At 68.5% G+C, this 14,573-nt stretch carries 10 protein-coding genes and 4 pseudogenes; 8 read left to right on the top strand and 6 right to left on the bottom strand.

The annotated features are described in order from the left end of the window. Nucleotides 1–288: 288 nt before the first annotated feature. Nucleotides 289–1,257, top strand: a complete 969-nt coding sequence (locus OG741_RS02485) for a DUF389 domain-containing protein (protein WP_405594623.1) — start codon at nucleotides 289–291, stop codon at nucleotides 1,255–1,257. A gap of 254 nt (nucleotides 1,258–1,511) precedes the next feature. Further along, complete coding sequence (locus OG741_RS02480; RefSeq protein ID WP_405594621.1) at nucleotides 1,512–2,432, top strand: aldose 1-epimerase family protein; 921 nt, start codon at nucleotides 1,512–1,514, stop codon at nucleotides 2,430–2,432. A gap of 216 nt (nucleotides 2,433–2,648) precedes the next feature. Here the strand turns inward: OG741_RS02480 and OG741_RS02475 are convergent, their stop codons facing one another. Continuing rightward, a complete protein-coding gene (locus tag OG741_RS02475; protein WP_405594619.1) occupies nucleotides 2,649–3,116 on the bottom strand; it encodes an SRPBCC family protein in 468 nt (155 codons plus the stop codon). Between the two features lie 597 nt (nucleotides 3,117–3,713). On the opposite strand from OG741_RS02475, the pseudogene OG741_RS02470 reads away from it, so the two are divergent. Then, a pseudogene (locus OG741_RS02470) lies at nucleotides 3,714–4,579 on the top strand (class I SAM-dependent methyltransferase). 160 nt (nucleotides 4,580–4,739) lie between these two features. Beyond that, nucleotides 4,740–5,238, top strand: a pseudogene (locus tag OG741_RS02465) (adenosine deaminase); the annotation flags it as partial. Nucleotides 5,239–5,340: 102 nt separating this feature from the next. Here the strand turns inward: OG741_RS02465 and OG741_RS02460 are convergent. Continuing rightward, the gene (locus OG741_RS02460; RefSeq protein WP_405594617.1) at nucleotides 5,341–6,927 is read right to left on the bottom strand and encodes an oxidoreductase; all 1,587 of its coding nucleotides are present in this window, start codon (nucleotides 6,925–6,927) and stop codon (nucleotides 5,341–5,343) included. 321 nt (nucleotides 6,928–7,248) lie between these two features. Then, the gene (locus OG741_RS02455; protein WP_405594615.1) at nucleotides 7,249–7,863 is read right to left on the bottom strand and encodes a dihydrofolate reductase family protein; all 615 of its coding nucleotides are present in this window, start codon (nucleotides 7,861–7,863) and stop codon (nucleotides 7,249–7,251) included. A gap of 354 nt (nucleotides 7,864–8,217) precedes the next feature. Here OG741_RS02455 and OG741_RS02450 point away from each other — a divergent pair, with 354 nt between their 5' ends. Together OG741_RS02450 and OG741_RS02445 are read left to right on the top strand one after the other, a co-directional pair. Further along, a complete protein-coding gene (locus OG741_RS02450; RefSeq protein ID WP_405594613.1) occupies nucleotides 8,218–8,742 on the top strand; it encodes a hypothetical protein in 525 nt (174 codons plus the stop codon). 65 nt (nucleotides 8,743–8,807) lie between these two features. Continuing rightward, nucleotides 8,808–9,629: a hypothetical protein gene (locus tag OG741_RS02445; RefSeq protein ID WP_405594611.1), complete on the top strand. Its 822-nt coding sequence runs from the start codon at nucleotides 8,808–8,810 to the stop codon at nucleotides 9,627–9,629. Between the two features lie 449 nt (nucleotides 9,630–10,078). On the opposite strand, the gene OG741_RS02440 is transcribed toward OG741_RS02445, so the two are convergent. The 3 genes and pseudogenes from OG741_RS02440 to OG741_RS02430 form a co-directional block, all read right to left on the bottom strand. Then, complete coding sequence (locus tag OG741_RS02440) at nucleotides 10,079–10,447, bottom strand: M4 family metallopeptidase (protein ID WP_405594608.1); 369 nt, start codon at nucleotides 10,445–10,447, stop codon at nucleotides 10,079–10,081. 402 nt (nucleotides 10,448–10,849) lie between these two features. Beyond that, a pseudogene (locus OG741_RS02435) lies at nucleotides 10,850–11,586 on the bottom strand (SAM-dependent methyltransferase). A 390-nt stretch (nucleotides 11,587–11,976) separates the two neighbouring features. Continuing rightward, nucleotides 11,977–12,360 (bottom strand): hypothetical protein, encoded by a 384-nt coding sequence (locus OG741_RS02430; RefSeq protein WP_405594606.1) that lies wholly within the window; start codon nucleotides 12,358–12,360, stop codon nucleotides 11,977–11,979. 407 nt (nucleotides 12,361–12,767) lie between these two features. Here OG741_RS02430 and OG741_RS02425 point away from each other — a divergent pair. After that, a pseudogene (locus OG741_RS02425) lies at nucleotides 12,768–12,911 on the top strand (TmrB-like protein); the annotation flags it as partial. Nucleotides 12,912–13,301: 390 nt separating this feature from the next. Beyond that, on the top strand, nucleotides 13,302–14,429 hold the full coding sequence (locus OG741_RS02420; RefSeq protein ID WP_405594604.1) for a lipid II:glycine glycyltransferase FemX: 1,128 nt from the start codon (nucleotides 13,302–13,304) through the stop codon (nucleotides 14,427–14,429). Nucleotides 14,430–14,573 lie beyond the last annotated feature (144 nt).

Genomic DNA, 14,573 nt, shown 5'->3' with positions numbered 1-14,573 from the left:
ATCGCCCACGCCGGTGGTCCTCGCCATGCCGAGGCGGGCCGACCGCTCGCCCTCGCGGGGCGGCACCCTTACGGCGTAGGGCCCTGGCTGAGGGCCATCGACGGTGGTGCCACAGCAGGGCCGTCCGGGCGACCCAAGGGGGACCAAGCCGTTCACCGCTCTCGGTTTGCCGACCGCCCGCCCGGCGGGCATTACTGGCTAGGGCCTGCCCAGGGCACGCGGGGTCCGAACTCGGCGCGCGGGCCGTTGCCCCGGTGCGGCCGAGTGGCCCGGCGATGGAGGTTGTGCATGGAGATGATCCACGTCCGACTGGTGAGCCCTCCTGACCTGACGTCCCGTGCGGTTGGGCTGCTGGCCGACGACCGCTATGTGTTCAACCTGGTCGTACTGCGCGAACTGGCGCGCAACCCCGACGGCGACGCGGTCGAGTGCGACATCCTGGCGGGTGCGGCCAACGACGTGTTGCGCGGTCTGCGCGAACTGGAACTCGACCGCCGCGGATCCATCGTCATCGAGCCGGTCGAGATGGCCTTCTCCGCCACCGCGGCCAAGGCGGAGCAAAAGCAACTGGGGGCGCTCGCGCATGCGCCGGTCTGGGAGGAGGTCGAGGCGCGCATTCGCGCCGAGGGTACGTACCTGCCGAGCTTCTACCTCTATCTGGTCATCGCAGGCGTCATCGGGTCGGTGGGGATCCTCACCAACTCCCAGATCCTTATCGTCGCCGCCATGGTCGTCGGACCGGAGTACGGCGCCATCACCAGCGTCGCGCTGGGCATCGACCGCGGCAACGGCACCAGGATCCGTCAGGGCCTCTTCGCCCTCGCTGTGGGATTCTCACTGGCCATCGTCGTGACATACCTGTTCTCGTGGGTGATCCGGGGTCTCGCACTGCAACCCAGGGCATTCGACCTGGGCATCAGACCGGTCTCGAGCCTGATCGACGCCCCCAACGTCTTCTCCGTCGTCGTCGCGGTGCTGGCCGGAATCGTCGGGATCGTGTCGCTGACCCAGGCCAGAACCAGCGCGCTGCTCGGCGTCTTCATCTCGGTCACCACCATCCCGGCTGCCGCCGACGTCGGCGTCTCCTGCGCGTTCTCCAGCTGGAGCGAGGCGCGCGGGTCCATGCTCCAGCTGCTGCTCAACATCGTGCTCCTGATCGCGGTGGGTGTGCTGACGCTCCGATTCCAGCGGGCTGTCTGGCGGCGCATCGGCCGAGGCAGCGTGCACTCGCGCAGCAGGCGCCCGCGCGGCGGGTGACGCCGCTGTTCCGACCGGGGGACAGCGGAGCGCCCGTGCGTCGACCGGACGAATGCGACGGCCGTCGGTGGCAGCCGCGGGGCCGGCCCACCGTGGCTCCAGTGGGCGAAAGCGCCCAGCGATTCCGCCCGTGGTACGTGTCGCGCTTGACCGGCTCCGCACGCAGCCCCATGCTCCCGACGGAGTCCACTACCGCAGGTCACCCCATCGACCGCGGTCGACAGCGCCCGCCGGGCGGACCAAGGGGGCCACGCGTGCAGGAGAGCCGCACCGGACAGCAACTGACGCTCCGCCACGGCCCCCACACCGCCGTCGTGGTCGAGCTGGGCGCGGCGCTCAGGTCGTACACGGTCGGTGCACGCGCCGTGATCGACGGATTCGCCGCACAGGACCGGATCACCGGCGGCCGTGGCCAGATCCTGGTGCCGTGGCCCAACCGGATCAGGGACGGCCGGTACAGCTGGGACGGGCAGGAGCTTCAACTCCCGCTCACCGAGCCGGCCGGCCGCAACGCCCTCCACGGGCTGCTTCGGTGGGTCTCGTGGCGGGTCGTGGAGTCGAGCAACAGCCGGGCCGCACTGGCCGTGCACCTGTGGCCGCAGCCGGGCTACCCCTTCCACCTCCACGTCCTCGCCGAGTACACCCTCGGAGAGGGAGGACTGGAGGTGGCCGTCACGGCGAGGAACCTCGGCGAGAGCGTCGCACCGTACGGCTTCGGCCAGCATCCCTACGTCATGGCGGGCACCGCGGCCGTCGACGAGGCGGTGCTGACTGTCCCCGCGCGGACGAGGCTGCGCACCGACGAGCGTGGCCTGCCCGTGGCCGCCGAGCCGGTCGCCGGGACGGCGTACGACCTGCGTGCACCGCAGGCCGTAGGAGCACGCCGACTGGACACCCCCTTCGGTGACCTCGACCGGGACGAGGACGGGCGGGCGGTGGTCCGCCTGGCCCACCCGTCGGGAGCCTTCGGCACGGACGTGTGGCTCGGCGAGGGCGCCGACTACGTGCAGCTGTACACGGGCGACACTCTGCCGCCGGGGGAGCGGCGTCGCGCGGTCGCCGTCGAGCCGATGACCTGCCCGCCGGACGCCTTCCGCAGCGGCACCGCGCTCATCGGCCTCGGCCCCGGCGAGCGGCACACGGTCCGGTGGGGGATCACGCCGTGGGGAGAGTGACCTGGCCGGCGCGCGTCCGGGCCTGGTGATCACTGCGGCAGTCGGAACGGCGAGGACATAGCCAAGGTCGAGTTCCTCGATCAGCTGACGGAAGTTCGTCGGTTCGACGGCCGTCTGTCGGGCGCTCCGAGCGCCCCAGGGCCGATGGGCCGGGCCTGGGGCGCACGACCCGGGCTCGGCCGGGTGCTGAGAGGAACTGAAGGTCTCTGCATCCGTTCACTGGCTGCTGTCGCTTTCCACCGCGGCGGCGACATCGTCGAGGTCTTTCGCGATCGCCCTGCTCACTGCCCTGACGCCGAGGCCGCCGAGCAGCTTGGCGAGCAGGCCCCTGAAGCCGCCGGGCGGGACGGCCGAGAATGTCATCCGCACGGTCGTCGCTTCCGGGCCGGCGGTCAGCAGCGCGAACTCCGACACATAGTGGGTGCCTTGGGAGTCGGCCTCCACCACAAAACGCTGAGGGGGCTCGCTTGCGGTCACATACATTTCCTCGGTGGCCTCCTTGCCCAGCATCCGCCGGGTCTCGCGCCACCGTGTGCCCACTGCGAAGCCGCCCTCGGTGAGGACCTCGATCCGCTCCACACCGTTGAGCACACGCACTGTGCCCTGAAGGTCGGTAAGGGCCTCCCACACCCGCTCGGGAGACGCACGGATCACGCGCTCGACGACGACAGTCCGCGTTGCCATAAGGTCAATGGAACCACCGGGCTGCGTCAGCCGCCCCGCTCTGCCGCCCATTTGGCCGCAGCCCGGGAGAGCCGGTCGGATTGAGAGGCCGCCGATCAGCAGCCGGGGGTTCGGGCGCAGGGCGAGCACGGAGCCTTGGCCCGCAAGACCGGGCCATTGCATCTGGTTGGAGTGGAGCCCCGCGAGCCTGGGCCCGCAGACCGTCTGCCGACCTGCCGGTGTGTCCATCGGCCCGACGGGTCCGGGCGGGGTGTTGTGCGGTGGCACGACGCACGCGTCCGCGCGTGGCGCCCGTATGACGCGTACCCGTACGGCGTTGCTGTGCGCCGCCACCCTGATCGCCGCGAAGCTCCACAACACGGCAGTGACCGCCGCCGAACGTGGACCCTAGATCTTTGAGTCGGTGCGAGTGAGCCGAAGCACGATAGGCGCCACATAGGCAGTTGTGTTGTCACCAAAGTCCTGTGCGGGTGGTGGCTGTGCAGGCAGATGGTGTCCTGTCGCACTTGAGTTGGCAGATTCCCAGTCGGTCGTCGAGCTGTGGAATCATCGGCGAAGCCGGACATTTGCGGATCTCTGTGAAGGTGGTGGGCGGACGTGGCGGCCGGCTGGGAGTGGGACGACACGCTGTTCTCGGGTACTGCCACGTACTACCAGCGCGGGAGGCTTCCCTATGCCCCCGGGCTGGTGGACGTGCTCGCCGAGGTTCTCAAGCTCGATGGGCAAGGGCGCCTCATCGACGTGGGATGCGGACCGGGAACCCTCGCCCTGAGTCTGGCCCACTTGTTCGGCGAGATCGTCGGCGTGGACCCGGACAGGGAGATGATCGCCGAAGCCAGGCGTGAGGCCGTCGAGCGAGGAGTGACAGAGAAGGCGCAGTGGTTTCAGGCTCGGGCCGAAGATCTTCCCGCAGGACTTGGAACGTTCACCGTGGCCACCTTCGGCCAGTCCTTCCACTGGATGGACCGCGAGCTGGTGGCGGCAACCACCAGGGACATGCTTCAGCTCAGCGGGCCCTGGTGCACATCTCGGACTTGAAGACGGAGACCCGAACAGTCGACGCTCTGCCGTATCCAGCGGTGCCCTATGCGGCGATCGAGGAGCTGGTCAGGCACTACCTCGGACCGGTCCGACGAGCCGGCCGGGGCGTGCTGCCGCAGGGAACACCCGGCGGTGAGGCCGCGGTGCTCGCCCGGGCTGGATTCTCCGGTCCGGAGTGCCATGTCGTTCCCGGCGGACAGCCGTTGGAACGCACGGTTGACGACATCGTCGCGGGGGTGTTCTCGATGTCGTTCTCGGCTCCGCACCTGTTCGGCCCGCGCCGCGACGAATTCGAGGCAGACCTGCGCCGGCTGCTGCTGGAGGTCTCCGCGTCGGGCCGGTTCTCCGAACTCCAGCCGAGCACCGAGGCCTTCGTCTGGGGGAAGGACTCCGCCCAACCGGTACCTCTGCCGGTCGCGTGACTCTTCCTCTTTTCCGAGTAGGCGTTTGAAATGACACCGGACCGCGCTTTCACACCATCCTGCAGCGTGCAGGTCAGAGCCTTGCCAGCCGCCGCGTGCAATGTGACGGGGCAGTTGGCCTGCTTCTGCCGCTGTGGAGCAGGCGCGGTAGCAAGCGCGAGCGGCCCATGCTCAGTTGACGGCCGACACCGGCCGACCCGACGCCGGGTGCGCGCTGCCGGTGAGGTTCATCTCCCAGGTGGACCGAGGCGGACCGCTCGAGCTGGTGTTCACCCAGATGCTGCTCGGCGTGGAACTGACCCGGCGCGATTCCCGGTTCGTCTCGCTGAACCTCGTGGGGCCCGAGGATGATCCGGTGGCGGTCGCCGACTACCGCCTCCACATGCTGAACTACCTGCGCGGTGTGTATCCCGGCGTTCCCCTCATCCTGCACGCGGGAGAGCCGGTCCCCGGCCTGGTCAAGCCCGGAGGACCTGCGCTTCCACGTCCGCGACGCCGTGCTCACCGCCCGCACCGACCGCATCGGCCACGGCGTCGACATCCGCCACGAGGACGACTACCGGGAACTGCTGCGCCTGATGGCCCGGCGGCATGTGCTGGTGGAAGTCCCGCTCACTAGCAACGCGCAGGTCCTGGGCGTCACTGGCCCGGCTCACCCCCGAGGCGACGGAACGATCACCCTCGACTGATGCCGATCTCGAATTTTGGTTCTGTCCGCCGTTCCGTAAATGCCGAAGTCACCTCGTGGGCTGTCTGGTTCGCTACTGGCGGCTGATTGCACGTGAGATGCCGGCGGCGACGGTCGTGGCCAGGATCCACCCGGCAGCGGTCAGCGCGTAGGCGAGCCATTGCCCAGTGCCTCGTGGTGCGAAGGCAGCTTCCTGTCCGAAGGCGGTAATCGGGACGAGCAGGTCGAGGGTGTAGAAGACGGCGTTGAAGGGCGGTGCCTTCTCCGCTTCGAGGGGTGCGGGGGGATGCGCTCCGAAGAAGAGTGCGCCGCAGGCGAGCAGAGCCATGAGCCAGAGGCCGGCACGGAGTGGCCGGTAGCCGTAGCCGACGGTTGCGTCCTGGATGTAACCCCAGACGCGCGTAGGAAGAGGGAGCATGGCACGGCGATGGCGTTGCTTGGCGAGGAGCACCGTGCGTGCTTCGTCCTCGTGTCCGAGCCGTCGGTAGGCGGCTGCGAGCTGTTCGTACGGCTGCGGGAGGTAGCCGTCGGTGCTGCGCCGGAGCCAGTCGACCCGTTCGGTGGCTGTCAGGGGGGAGGCGAGGGCGTCGTAGGTGGTCTCGGCCAGCCGGAGGTCGCCGGGCCAGGTGTCCGGGGTGTCGTACAGGGTGCCCAGCTGCGCGTTGCTTGCGTCGACGATGCCGTCGATCGGCTGCTGGGTGCGCAGGTCGGTCTCCCGGGCCTGGGTCAGCCGTAGGGACAGGGCGATGCCGCCGGGGTTCCTCAGCGTGGCGTCGCGGAAGCTGAGCTGCGTACCGATGCGGCTGCCGTCGAGCTTGATGCCGCCGTCGACGGTGAGGCCCTTGCCGAGGTCGAAGTTGCGGGCCACGCTGACGTCGACGGCCTCCAGCGCGACGTCGTCGGCGTTGTTCAGCCGGGCGCCGCAGAAGCCGATGGCCGCCGCGACCGTAGCACCGGAGAGGATGATCCGTCCCTCGGCGCTGAAGCCCGGGTGGAAGGTGAAGTCCTCGGTGATCTGGGCGTGGTAGGCGTCCAGGGCGTGGCCACCCGGGTTGCTCAGGGAGGCTCCCTCCAGGTCGAACTCGCCGGAGACGGCGGCGCCGGAGAGGCGGAAGGCTCCCTCGACGGCCATGTTGGTGCACAGCACGTCGCCGCCTGCGATGAGGCGGGCTGCGGATATCGCCTCGGCGCCGGGCGCGGTGATCACGGTGTCGCGGAGGTCCAGGTCGCTGTGGATTTGGGCGCGGGTCAGTACGAGGGGTCCGGTCAGGTGGCAGCGGGTCAGGACGAGCCGGCCGTCGATCTCGGCGGTGTCGGCGGCGAGACCTGGCAGGGCGCAACCGGTGAGGGTCAGCTCGCGGATCCTGGCGCCCTGGAGCGAGGGCACTTCGTCGAAGCGGCACTCGTCCAGGACGATCGGCACGGGAATCTCGGCGAATCGCAGATTCAGCCTGCCCGTGATGCAGGCACCGGTCAGGCGCATTGCCGGGCGGTCACCCGGGGCGGGATCGGTGCTGGCACCCAGCAGCAGCGCCGTAATGACCTCGGCCCGTACTCCGGGTTCCGCCGCTGACGAGCCGTCGCGGACGTCGACGGCGCCGCCCTGGGCGAAGACGTTCCACAACTGACGTTCACCAGCGTTGAGTTCGTCGATACGCATGATCGACGATCTTCCCGGGCGGGCCGACTCAGGACAAGACCCGGTGAAGCCCTGCCCACTCGGACGAGGCAGCCAGGGGCTTGCCGGTGCGAGGCAGGACCCTTCAACCTCAAAGGTGCTCTTGATCCCCAGTTGGTTCACGGAGCGAACCAACTGGGGATGGTCAGTGAGCGTCAGGGGCTGGTCCTGGTGTCATGAGTGCCTGTCCTCGATCCCCGAGGCGGGGGTCATCTGGTCAGGAGTGACTGCTGAAATACATGAAGAACGGCGCCCCGCCGGCATGCCGTTGACTGATCGATGTGAAGTTCGGCAACGGCGTCGTCAGAGGACGTCGTAGGTCAGGTGCGTCGCGGTCGATGTCGAGGTCACGCTCCGCTGCACCAGCGTGCGCGGCGCTCCGCCGGTGAACAGTGGCGTCCCGGCGCCCAGCACGACGGGCGCCAGGTGCAGCGTCAGCGCGTCGACCAGACCGGCGTCGAGCGCCGACCCGATCGTGGCGCCGCCACCCATGAGGACGACGTCGAGGTCCTTGCCACTGTCCGACGACGCCGCCTCGGCGCGCTCGCGCGCGGCGGTGACGGCGTCGGGCAGACCGGTGGTGACGAACGTCCAGTCGAGGTCGGTGAGCCGCAGCGACTCCGGCGGCGAGCTCGTCACGACGACGAACGCGGGCTTGCCGACCTCGCCGGCGCCGTAGCCGGACTCGTCGCCCCAGCCGTTCGGTCCGTCGACCACGTCGAAGAGATGGCGGCCGAGGACCACGGCGCCCGAGCGGGCGGTCGCCTCGCGCAGGACCCTGCGGTCGTCGGGGTCGTCGGAAAACGCCCAGATGTGCAGGGCCTCGCCGCCGGTGCCCAGACCGTTGTCCGGGCCGGGGTCGGGCCCGGTGACGAAGCCGTCGAGGGAGACCGAGATGTCAGCGATGATTCGAGTCATGCTGGAGTCCACTTCTTCTTGACCAGCCCGGATGAACACCATATGTGCCTCCCTTGGTAGGGGAGTGTGCCCGGCGGTCTCGTGTTGCAGGAGGCAGTGGAGGAATCCGTCCCGAAGCCGACAGCTCTGCAGTACGCCACCAATTGGGACGCTGCCCGCAGCAAGGGGGAGTGTTGCGCAACCGCGCCGGTCCGTTGAGGCAGAGCACGTGTAACTCACGACAGAGGTCGAGCCGCTCATATGTAGGCGTTGACGCCACCAACGCGCCGTGCACAGGCGGGGGTTGGGACGCGAGCGCTTGTGATCTAAACGATTGCACGAAGATCGAATGTTTGGTTGGGTCAGGTGTCGGGCGTGACCACGCCCAACGATGAGGGGGAACTCTACGTGCGTATCCGCATAGGTGCGGCTTCCGCTGTCCTGGCCGGCCTGCTGGCCGTTGGCGCAGCTGTCCCGGCACAGGCCGACGACCACAGCACACCGCAGGACCGCAGCACCTACAGTCAGGAATCCGCCCGCGCCGGCTCCGGCATCGGAGCTTTCGAAACCAAGGGCGACAACGTTCACTTTTCGCACACGGTGCGGGGGGCTATCAACGCCCACGGCTGGTGGAAGCGTCTGAGCGGTCCGGCGACCAAGGCCAAGGTCACAATAGAGCTGCAAGTCAAGAGCGGGACAGGTTGGAGGACACTGAATACAGGGTCCAAGACCGTCTACTCCGGTGGCGGAAGCGCCAAGCGGGCGTCGGCTGCCTGGAAGTGCACGAACCTGATCCAGAAGCACACCTTCCGCAGCGTCATCGACGTTGATCTCATCGGTTACCCGGACCAGGCCAACAAGAAGATCACCGCGGCGCAGACGCTGTACTGCGGCACGTGATCAAGAGCTGAACAGCGGCGCTGGAAGGGTACTCTTCCAGCGCCGCCTGCCTCCCTGGAGTGCCTGTGTTTCCCCCCACCGTGATCATTGGTTTGCATGGAATCCTCAAGCGGTACCCGTGGTTTGACCGGGTTGTAGAGCAGGATCCCGATGGCACTGTTGAGGAAGATCTTCTCGGTTTTGCGATCGACCGGGCCGGTTCCTACGGCTGGCAAACCCTGAGCAGCTGGCTGAACGAGGACGGAAAGGACACCGCTCACCATGAGCCCACTTCGTGGGCTCATGAGGAGGTCGGCGGTGACTGGACACAGGACGGAAGGGTTCACCAGCTGGCCTGGCTGCAGGCTGGGGTTCTCACCGACCCCCCGCGTCCCGGTCTTCCCGCCCGGCCGATCGTCCTGGTGTTGTCCGAGACATTGGCCCGCGTGGGTGCGGTGACGTTCACCGGCCTGCACGCCCTGTTGCCGTTGCAGGCGGCCGAGCGCAACACGGCCTTTCACCAGATCGAGTTGGCGCCCTGGTTCGACCTTGCGGATCCGGATGCCCGGTACGAGGTGGTGCTGACTGTCTCCTGCCGTCCTGGGCGGGGCGCAGTGGTCGAGGATGATGCCGTGGCCGTGTCCGAGGCGGTGCGGGAGATGGCGCAGAGTGCCGTGGAGGTCTCCACGTCCGTGGCGGAAAGCGGACTCCCGGGATTGGACCTCGACCTCGGCCGCGTGGTGCATGCCGAGGGGATGCGTGAGGTAATGCGGTTGGGCTGCCGTACGCGGGAGTGGTCGCCGGATATTGCGGTGTGGCTGCTGGAAATGGTCGCAGATGGTTTGCGTGGGGCGGGGCGGTTGGCGCCGGTGGTGGTGACGGCCTCGCTGGCATCCTCGCCGGCGTAGCCTCCGTCGGCACCGGTGGCAGAAGCCGCAGGCGACGACCCTGCTCCCTCGGTATCAGCGACGGGCGTGGGCGGTGAAGACGGGCACCTTGCCCTCGTCCTGGCGCTGGCTCAGTCCTGGTTTTCCGCGCCGGGTGGCCCTGCCACCGACGCGGATGGCTCCGCATGACAGGACGAGCGCACGGCCCGGCACCGCGCCTCCGTGGTGGAAGCGGCGGCCCGGTTCATCGCACCGACCGCCGACACGGCACCAGGCTCCTGGCCATCCGGGGTGGGCGGCCGGCGTGAGCCGCTGCGTGCCCATCTTCTCGCCGCCCACCCGCCGCCGTCCCTCGTCGGGAGACAGCGCCGGGGCGGCGGCGTCATTGCCCGTGCCCCTGGGCCGTCCAGATCAGCGTCCGACGCACCGGTGGCCGCCGCGCCGAGCGACGGCCACCGATCGGCCAAGCGTTACTGAATGCCGGGGATCTCGCGGCCCTTGAACGCACTGCGGACGGTGTCCGCCGCGCTCGAGCCGTACATGCGCTGGGCGGTCGCGATTGTCGTCAGTGCCGCGTCCTTGAAGCTGGTGTCGGGCGCGAAACCGAACTGGGCGTTGATGATGATGCGGTCAGCGGTCCTCGCACCGAGCGCGTTGCGGATGTCGAAGAGCGCGCGGGACCAGATCTCGCCGTCCGCGTGGACCTCCCCCACCCGGTCCCCGTAGACCTTGCTTCCGTCGATGCGGCGCAGGCAGTGCGGGGCGCTGCTGTACGTGATCGAGTCCCAGTCGGCGACCCGACGGTGGTGAGCATCGCACCATTGTTTCAGGGGCGTCATTGTCCTCAGTGCCTTCGGGCCCGCTTCAGCATGACACATTGCGGACCTGCGGCATGAGCCGGATGGCGCCGCCGGCGATCGTTCTCCACCGTCTCCAGGTAGTCGTCGCCTGTCAGGCCAGGCGGCGGCTGCGGGACCTCCGGCAGCGCAAGTACATGTCGCGCACCTGGAAGCGGATTCGCTGCCGCCCGGTTCATGTCAGCCCCTCACCCGGGTGAGCTCCGGCATCTGGACGCGCGACGAAGGACGGCTAGACATCACGGCCCCGAGGAAGGCAGTTTGGGGTCGCGGACGCCCGCCACCATCACGGGTCGAACATCAGCCCACGGCTTCCTCACTTCCATCCGGGGCAATGCCCTGCAGGATCGGGGCACCGGGCCCCTGGCCTGCCACCCGTAGTGGTCACTCGGAGGTTCGGCGAAGTACAAGGGTGATGAAGCCGAAGCTCTCGCGATAGCTGTGCAGCCATTGAGAGCGGTGGGTGGAGGCAACGGCGAGAACCTCGGCGCTGTCGGGGTCCTCGGGGTGGTCCAGCGCCCACGTCGCCAGGGATCCGGTCCAGCACCACTCGAAGTCGTCGAGTTCCTGGCGTGTGCTGATGTGTCCGAAGACAGGGGTCCAGCCGTGGGCGACGACGCGGTCCATGGTGGTCGCCAGGTCCTCGTACTCGCCCAGCATCTCGCGGGCTTCGGTGGTGGGCTCGCACTCCCAATAGGCATCGCCGACCAGGACGCGGCCGCCGGGGACGAGGTATCTGTGGGCAGCGTCGAGGGTGGGCAGGAGACCGCCGAAGGGATGGGTGGCACCGACGCTGAGCACTGCGTCGAAGGTGTGGGGAGACGCGAACTCTGTGGCGTCCTGGTGGTGAAGTACGAGTCGTTGTCGACTCCCAGATCGACCGCTTCCTTCCGGGCCTTGGCCAGGGCCTGAGCTGAGTTGTCGACGCCCTCGGCGGTCACATCCGGATGAGCGGCCAGGGTCCGCAGGAGCCATGCCGCCTCACCGCAGCCGAGGTCGAGGACGCGTTCATCGCCCCGGACCACGGTCCGATGGAGCAGTCGGCGAACTGACGCATCGTCAAGAGGGCTGTTGATGGGGTGTTCAGTGCGTGACAGCCGAGAGATCATTTCGCGGTCCATGGCGCGCAGCCTGGCAGGGTCGGACGCTAGTCGCATCTGCTTTACCCTGCCGGTGCCAACGGCTGACGGCTCCCGGCCCCGTCGTCCGCATCCTGCCCACGCAGCCCAGCCGCCCGCCGGATGACGCTCAGGCGGCGACGCCGAACTCGGTACGGATCCGAACCGGGTCGCCGACCAAGCCGCCAACCGCAAACATCTGGGCAGCTACGGCGTCCGCCAGCCTTCGAGCGCGAGGCATACACGCGACGCAACACCGTCGAACGCTGCATCAACAAGCTCAAACAGTGGGGCGGCCTGGCCACCCGCTACGGCAAGACCGCCACCATCTGCCTCGCCGGAATCCACATCGCAGCCATCTTCATCCGGTCAGCGAGGTGATCCGAAAGCGGCCTAGAGCTTTGCGATGTCCTTGTGGACCAGTTCGGAGCCGTGATACGCAGCCAGGCGCACCTTGAGCTGATGGCCCTTCGGCGCCTTGATGATCCGGTTGGGCGTCTCCAGCAGGTTGCCGCCGTAACAGGGAGGCTCGGAGTTGAGGGCGGTCCAACCGTCCCCCACGTCCTTCGGGTCGTTCCACTCCACCCAGACGCAGTCGCGCTCGCCGGAGAAGGCCTCCACCGAGATGATCTTGACCGAGTTCACCGCGCCGTCGACGTGCTCATAGATCACAGCCGCGGAACTGTGGTGGAGGCCGGCACCGGCCTCCAGGTTGACCGTGCTGGCCATGGTGTCGGCAGCGGCCGGAGCCGCTCCTCCCGCTACCGTCGCGGCCACGACCGCGACGGTGACAGACAGGGCAGGTAAGCGCATGATCCGTCTCCACGAAGCTAGTTGAGGAAGTCTCACCTTGTGAGATTGACTTCTGTGGGAAACGCGAAGCCTTCGGCTCGGCCGTCACACGACGAGAGCCTCGGAATTATCCGCCTCCCAGAACGACCTCACCCTTTCGCAGAGCAACGGCCGAGGGCATCGGTGAAACCACTGAGTTCGACTACGTAAGCGCGCGTTAACCTCGGTGTTTCATGACGGTCCGTCGGGTGTTCGGCGGGCCGTTTCGGCTGTTCAGGCTGAATGTGGGCAGGCTTGGGAGCCGGCTTTGGCCCCGCCCAGGCCGCGCGGCATGCTCATCCGAGGTGCCACGGCCGTCAGGCGGGCATGGCAACGGGGCGGGGAGGATCGCATTGATCGTCTGGGTGAACGGTGCGTTCGGCAGCGGGAAGAGCACGCTGGTGGACGAGTTGGGTCCTCGTTGGCCCGAGGCTCTGGTCTTCGACCCGGAGATCGTCGGCTTTGTGCTGCGGGAGATGGTGATGCTCGCCGACGGTGGCGAAGCCATCGTTCGTAGGCTCGCAGCTGCGCGACGGGGGATGCCGATCTCGTCGACGCGGCGGTGTACGTGACGGAGATACCGGCGAACGTCCATTGCCATGTGGAGACGCCCGAGGGCGAGCTGGGACTGCATAGGCTGCCGGAAACGCGGTGTTCGGTTGTACGTCGGCGACCGTTCGCCTGCAGTCCCGGTCTGGTACACCGAGCCCGACTGGGATACGGAGGCGAGCGGGGCATCTTCCTGATCGCGTTTGTGGCGGACCTGTGGGACGTCACGTCCAGGAACGGCGGCAAGCAGGTGTGGGCGCAGTTCACTGCCGCGAACTCTTGACCCGTCCGGTGATCCCGGGCTTAGGGTGGCCGCCCCGAGCAGGAGCACCCAACCCATGACCAGCCTGTACGTGCGGGAGATCCCGCGCGAGGAACATCTGGCCCACCTGCGGCTGTCTCCCGACACGAGCCATCTCCAGATCCCCGAGTGGGGCGACGTGAAGCCCGACTGGCTGCCGGAGAGCATCGGTTGGTTCGAGGGCGAGGCGATGGTTGCGGCGGCGCTCGTCCTGTACCGGCCGCTGCCCGGGACGCGGCGCTTCCTCGCGTATCTTCCCGACGGGCCGGCGATCGACTGGCGGACCCCTCGTCTGGAGCGGTGGCTGGACCCGCTCGTCGCCCATCTGGAGCGGATCGGGGCGTTCTCGGTGCGGATCGGGCCGCCCCTGGTCGTACGTCACTGGGACGCGGCCACCGTGGCGGAGGGCATCGCCGCCCCCGACGTACGTCATCTGCGCGATCTGCCTGCGGCCGGCATCGACGGATTCGCGCTCGACGCCGCAGAGCGGCTGCGGCGGCTCGGGTGGCAGCCGTGCAAGGAGGACGACGGCAGCGGTTTCGGCCTCGGTCAGCCGCGCTACGGCTGCTGTATCCCGTTGGCGGGGCGCTCGGTGGACGACCTCCGCGGCGCCCTCGCACCGCATTGGGAGCAGTCCTTGCGTACGGCCGAGACGGCAGGCGTCCGTGTCTCGTGGGGCTCGGCCGCCGACCTGCCCGAGTTCTACCGCCTGTACACCGCGACGGCTGCCCGCGACGGCTTCAAGGCCCGCCCGTTGGACTACTTCCGGCGTATGTGGAAGGCCCTGAACGCCGAGGACGAGGACCGGCTCCGTCTCTACCTCGCCCAGTACGACGGTGAGGTGCTCTCCGCGGCCCTCATGATTAACGTCGGCTCCCGAGTCTGGCACTCGTACGCCGCATCCGGCCGCCGAGGACGCCAACTGCGGCCCAGCAGTGCGCTGTTGTGGCGCATGCTGTGTGACGCGCGGGCGGCGGGCGCCGAGACGTACGACCTGCGCTCCATCACCCCCGCCCTCACCGAGGACCGCCTGCTCGGCCGGCTGCTCTTCAAGACGGGTACCGGCGGCCGGGCAGTGGAGTACCTGGGGGAGTGGGAACTGCCGGTGGGCAGCCAGGGCAAGGTGCTGCAGCGGGCGTTGGGGGTCTACCTCGGGCGCAGGTGACCCTGGCCGCAGCGGTCGTCGTCCACACCGATCCCTGTCACGGACTTGGTGATGAGCCCTCCGTATCGAAGGCCGACGCAGAGCGGCCCCCGCTGCTGGCCTGCACGTTGCTCTTGCCGCACTGTCCGGATCTTGAGCTGAGCG

The sequence above is a fragment of the Streptomyces sp. NBC_01410 genome, assembly GCF_045040195.1.
In the GTDB taxonomy this organism is placed as follows: domain Bacteria; phylum Actinomycetota; class Actinomycetes; order Streptomycetales; family Streptomycetaceae; genus Streptomyces.
Note: the sequence above shows the minus strand (reverse complement) of the source record. Positions and strands in the feature narration are given on the sequence as shown.